At 59.4% G+C, this 5,338-nt stretch carries 4 protein-coding genes; 3 read left to right on the forward strand and 1 reads right to left on the reverse strand.

The window, feature by feature from the left end:
- Nucleotides 1-200 precede the first annotated feature (200 nt).
- The gene (locus JJD66_RS27765) at nucleotides 201-1,754 is read right to left on the reverse strand and encodes a glycoside hydrolase family 17 protein (protein WP_200649516.1); all 1,554 of its coding nucleotides are present in this window, start codon (nucleotides 1,752-1,754) and stop codon (nucleotides 201-203) included.
- A 332-nt stretch (nucleotides 1,755-2,086) separates the two neighbouring features.
- Between JJD66_RS27765 and JJD66_RS27770 the strand changes: the two genes are divergently transcribed.
- From JJD66_RS27770 to JJD66_RS27780, 3 genes are all read left to right on the forward strand, one after another.
- Complete coding sequence (locus JJD66_RS27770) at nucleotides 2,087-2,938, forward strand: glycine betaine ABC transporter substrate-binding protein (RefSeq protein ID WP_057008340.1); 852 nt, start codon at nucleotides 2,087-2,089, stop codon at nucleotides 2,936-2,938.
- A 232-nt stretch (nucleotides 2,939-3,170) separates the two neighbouring features.
- Nucleotides 3,171-3,482 carry a DUF485 domain-containing protein gene (locus tag JJD66_RS27775; protein ID WP_057014105.1) on the forward strand — a complete coding sequence of 104 codons (312 nt, stop codon included), beginning with the start codon at nucleotides 3,171-3,173 and terminating at the stop codon, nucleotides 3,480-3,482.
- Entirely contained in the window at nucleotides 3,479-5,137 is a 1,659-nt protein-coding gene (locus tag JJD66_RS27780) for a cation acetate symporter (RefSeq protein WP_105226287.1), read from the forward strand. Before JJD66_RS27775 ends, JJD66_RS27780 begins: the two co-directional genes overlap by 4 nt.
- Nucleotides 5,138-5,338: the final 201 nt, after the last annotated feature.

Here is a 5,338-nt window from a genome sequence, read left to right on the forward strand (position 1 = left end):
CGGGGCATCAGTTATATCTGTGTCGGCTGCCAGGCCGTCACGGGAGCAAGCTCCCTCGCCACAGATTTAGCGTCGTGCCGAAGTTGTGTAGATACCTATGCTCATCGCAGGCAAGCCAGCTCCCACAGTTGATTGGGTTCACACATTTCTATCTGTGAGCACGGTCAACTGTGGGAGCTGGCTTGCCTGCGATAGCGGTGTTACGCCCTGCGCACTCGCAAGCAACGCCACAAAGCCGCAACCATCAGCACGCTGACCACTGCCCAACCCCAGGCCTGCTGGTTCAACAGCCCTTCACGGTACAACTGCGGCGCAACGCCGGCACCGATGATAAAGGCCAGCAACGCAATCTCCCGACGTGGCCCGGTCACCGGGCGTATCAGGTACACCAGGGCCGGCAACACCAGCGCTGCGCTTGGGAAGCTGCGATAACGCGGGTCAAACACCAGCGCCAGCATCATCACCGCACCGGCAAACCCGGCGATTGCCATCAACCAGCCGGCGCGCTGCTCCAGCCAGTTGAACCCGCGCTCACGCCAGCCTTGCCGGGCGCTGAGGGCCAGGGCGGCATGAGCCAGCACCAGCAGGTTCAAGACCACCAGCAAGCCTGCCCATAGCCATTCATCGTTGAAACGCGCAGTGACGCGGGTCAGTTCGGCCCAACTGCCGATGGAGCACGCTGCGACGGCCCCTAGCAAGGGCAGTATTAACGCAGAGCGAGTGCTGCGAACGCGGCCGCCGAGCACCAGGGTGCCCAGCAGGATGAGCCCGCCGACGCCCAGCCACAGCCGCCAGTACGGCACATTGGTCACCGGGCCGGCGAGGATACCTTTGTCCTGACGGTCTGCATCGAACAGCCCCCAGTAACCACCCACAGCCCCTTCACTCGCACGTTTCCATGGCTGGTCAAAGGCTTCGATCAGGTTGTAGCGCCAGCCATTGGCTTCGGCCATGGCCACGAAGCCGCGCATGAACCTGGCCTCATTGACCCGGCTGGGCACGGCGGTTTCGCGCTGCCGGCCTTCGCTGGGCCAGCCGGTTTCGCCGATCACGATGTCCTTGGGCGCGAATTTATGGCCGAAGGTCTGGCGCACATCGCCCACGTGCTTGAGCGCCTGGTCGATGCCGGACGGCTCATCTTCCCAATACGGCAACAGGTGAATGGTCAAGAAGTCCACCGCCGGCTCGATTTCCGGATGTTGCAACCAGAACTCCCAGACATCGGCATAGGTAACGGGCTGCTTGATCTGGCTTTTAACCTGATGGATCAGCGCCACCAGTTGCTTGGCGGTGACTTCCTTGCGCAGCAGGGCTTCGTTGCCGACGATCACCGAGGTCACCACGTCCGGGCTGGCGTTGGCCGCCGCGATCAACTCGTTGATCTCTTTTTCGGTCGCCACGGGGTCGCTGCTGACCCAGGCCCCGGCCATCACCTTCAACCCATGCTTGCGCGCCATGTCCGGCAGGGCCTCCAGGCCGGTCATGGAGTAGGTGCGAATGCATTCAAAGCGCGTGGCGAGCAGCGCCAGGTCGGCGTCCATGCGCTCGGTGCGCAACCTGAACGGCTGGTCGAATGGGGATTGGTCTTTGTCGAACGGTGTGTAGGACGCACATTGCAGCTTATGGCTGGCGCTGGCGACGTCTGGCAACACCACGGGCCGGCCGAGGCCGTACCAGTAGCCGACAAGGGCAAACACGCCGAGGATCAAGGCGAAGAAATAGGGCAGGGCAGGGAAGCGGGCAGTCGCGGGCATGGTCGGCTTATCTGGGGGAGCAAAGGCGCGCATCTTACCCGGATTTGCCGCAGCCCTGTGGGGCTGCATAATTTTGACATGCAAACTTCGGGCGGGATTCTGGCGATAACGCCTACAAAGCATCCTGCTGGCGATGTGATGTCGTTTCCTGCTCAACCAAGGTCGCTGACAGAGCAGGGCAAATGCCTACGCAGGTTGAAGATAAAACTGTCAGTACTCCACTGATGCCTCAGCAACCGGATCGATGCGCGTGAAGGGGGCGCGGTGCACCCTATAACAACAGTTTGACGTCGCTCGGCATCCGTCGGGCGCAGCACTTTCGGGGAAGTACTATGAAGATGCGACGACTCTTGGGCGCAGCTGCCACTCTGGTAGTTGCGATGGGCTCCACACTGGCCAGTGCCGACAGCAAGACCCTGAGCATCGGTTACGTGGACGGCTGGTCCGACAGCGTGGCCACTACTCATGTGGCGGCAGAGGTGATCAAGCAAAAGCTCGGCTACGACGTAAAACTGCAAGCGGTTGCCACCGGGATCATGTGGCAGGGCGTCGCCACCGGCAAACTCGATGCCATGCTTTCCGCCTGGCTGCCTGTAACCCACGGTGAATACTGGACCAAGAACAAGGACAAGGTGGTCGACTACGGCCCCAACTTCAAGGATGCCAAGATCGGCCTGATCGTGCCGGAATACGTCAAGGCCAAGTCCATCGAAGACCTCAAGACCGACACCACCTTCAAGAACAAGATCGTCGGCATCGACGCCGGTTCAGGCGTAATGCTCAAGACCGATGAAGCTATCAAGCAATATGGCCTGGACTACAAACTGCAAGCCAGCTCGGGTGCGGCGATGATTGCCGAACTGACCCGCGCCGAGGACAAGCAGGAGTCGATTGCGGTCACCGGTTGGGTACCGCACTGGATGTTCGCCAAGTGGAAACTGCGTTTCCTGGAGGACCCAAAAGGGATTTATGGTGCTGCTGAAACCGTCAACAGCATCGGCAGCAAGGGCCTGGAGAAGAAAGCGCCGGAAGTCGCAGCCTTCCTGAAGAAATTCCAGTGGGCCTCCAAGGATGAAATCGGTGAAGTCATGCTGGCGATTCAAGAAGGCGCCAAGCCGGACGCCGCGGCCAAGGACTGGGTAGCCAAGCACCCCGAGCGCGTCGCCGAATGGACTGCTAAATAACCCCGCCCCAATTGTAGGAGCGAGCTTGCTCGCGAAGAACGCACAGGCACCGCGATCATCCAGAATGAACGCGTTATCGTTGACGTTTTTCGCGAGCAAGCTCGCTCCTACACTTTTTACAAATCCTCGCTAAGCTCGATCTACTACTAAGGTCGTCTGGAACCCATTGCGCAGCCGCATACAGTGGATACGTTCCAAAATAATAAAAAGCTGTGCTGCGAGGATAAAAACAATGAACGACAGCATTTACCTCTCGATTCAAAACAGCCCGCGTTTCAAGGAGCTGGTCAGGAAAAGGGAAAGGTTCGCCTGGATTCTCTCGGCGATCATGCTCGGGCTTTACTCCGGTTTCATCCTGTTGATTGCCTACGGGCCGCAAGTACTGGGGGCCAAGCTCAGCCCCGGTTCATCCATCACCTGGGGTATCCCTATCGGGGTCGGGCTGATTGTCTCGGCCTTCATCCTTACCGGCATCTATGTGCGACGCGCCAACGGCGAATTCGACGACCTGAACAATGCGATTCTCAAGGAGGCTGCGCAATGATCCGTCGTCTATTGGCTGTATTCGGCGCTTCAGTCGTTGCGCCCGCCGTTTGGGCGGCAGATGCATTGACGGGTGAAGTGCATAAACAACCGCTGAATATTGCAGCGATTCTGATGTTCGTGGCCTTTGTCGGCGCGACGTTGTGCATCACCTACTGGGCATCCAAGCGCAACAAGTCGGCGGCCGACTACTATGCGGCCGGCGGCAAGATCACCGGTTTCCAAAACGGCCTGGCGATTGCCGGTGACTATATGTCGGCGGCGTCCTTCCTGGGCATTTCCGCGCTGGTGTTCACGTCCGGCTACGACGGCTTGATCTACTCGATCGGCTTCCTTGTTGGCTGGCCGATCATTCTGTTCCTGATCGCCGAGCGCTTGCGTAACCTGGGCAAATACACCTTTGCCGACGTGGCGTCCTATCGCCTGGGGCAAACCCAGATCCGCAGCCTGTCGGCGTGTGGCTCGCTGGTGGTGGTGGCGTTCTACCTGATCGCGCAGATGGTTGGCGCGGGCAAGCTGATCCAGCTGCTGTTTGGCCTTGATTACCATGTGGCGGTGATCCTGGTGGGTATCCTGATGTGCCTGTACGTGCTGTTCGGCGGCATGTTGGCGACCACCTGGGTGCAGATCATCAAGGCGGTACTGTTGCTGTCCGGTGCCTCGTTCATGGCGCTGATGGTGATGAAGCACGTCAACTTCGACTTCAACATGCTGTTCTCCGAGGCGATCAAGGTTCACCCTAAAGGTGAGGCGATCATGAGCCCCGGCGGCCTGGTGAAAGACCCTATCTCGGCGTTCTCGCTGGGCCTGGCACTGATGTTCGGTACCGCCGGCCTGCCGCACATCCTGATGCGCTTCTTCACGGTAAGCGACGCCAAGGAAGCGCGTAAGAGCGTGCTGTACGCAACCGGCTTCATCGGCTACTTCTATATCCTGACCTTCATCATCGGTTTCGGTGCGATCCTGCTGGTCAGCACCAACCCGGCGTTCAAGGATGCAGCGGGCGCCTTGCTCGGTGGCAATAACATGGCCGCGGTGCACCTGGCCAACGCGGTGGGCGGCAGTATCTTCCTGGGCTTTATCTCGGCCGTGGCGTTTGCCACCATCCTGGCGGTGGTTGCCGGCCTGACCCTGGCGGGTGCTTCGGCGGTGTCCCATGACCTGTATGCCAGCGTGATCAAGAAAGGCAAGGCCAACGAGAAGGATGAAATTCGCGTATCGAAGATCACCACCATCGCCCTGGCTGTGCTGGCGATTGGTTTGGGTATCCTGTTCGAAAGCCAGAACATCGCGTTCATGGTCGGCCTGGCGTTCTCGATTGCCGCCAGCTGTAACTTCCCGGTGCTGCTGCTTTCCATGTACTGGAAAAACCTCACCACCCGTGGCGCCATGATTGGCGGCTGGTTGGGCTTGATCAGTGCCGTGGGCCTGATGATCCTCGGCCCGACCATCTGGGTGTCGATCCTGCACCATGAAAAGGCGATCTTCCCGTACGAGTACCCGGCGCTGTTCTCGATGATCATTGCGTTCATCGGCATCTGGTTCTTCTCCATCACCGACAAATCGGCGGCGGCAGAGAAAGAGCGTGCGCTGTACTTCCCACAGTTTGTGCGTTCGCAGACTGGCCTGGGGGCGAGTGGGGCGGTTAATCACTAAGTCGTCAGTTGCATAAGAGATACCCCGGTCGCAAGGCCGGGGTATTTTTTTTTGCCTGGGCTGGCCTCATCGCGGCATAGGTATCTACACAACTTCGGCACGACGCTAAATCTGTGGCGAGGGAGCTTGCTCCCGTGACGGCCTGGCAGCCGACACAGATATAACTGATGCCCTGCGATCCAATGTGGGAGCTGGCTTGCC

This window comes from Pseudomonas sp. MF6751 (assembly GCF_016613265.1).
GTDB classification, from domain to species: Bacteria; Pseudomonadota; Gammaproteobacteria; order Pseudomonadales; family Pseudomonadaceae; genus Aquipseudomonas; species Aquipseudomonas fluorescens_BV.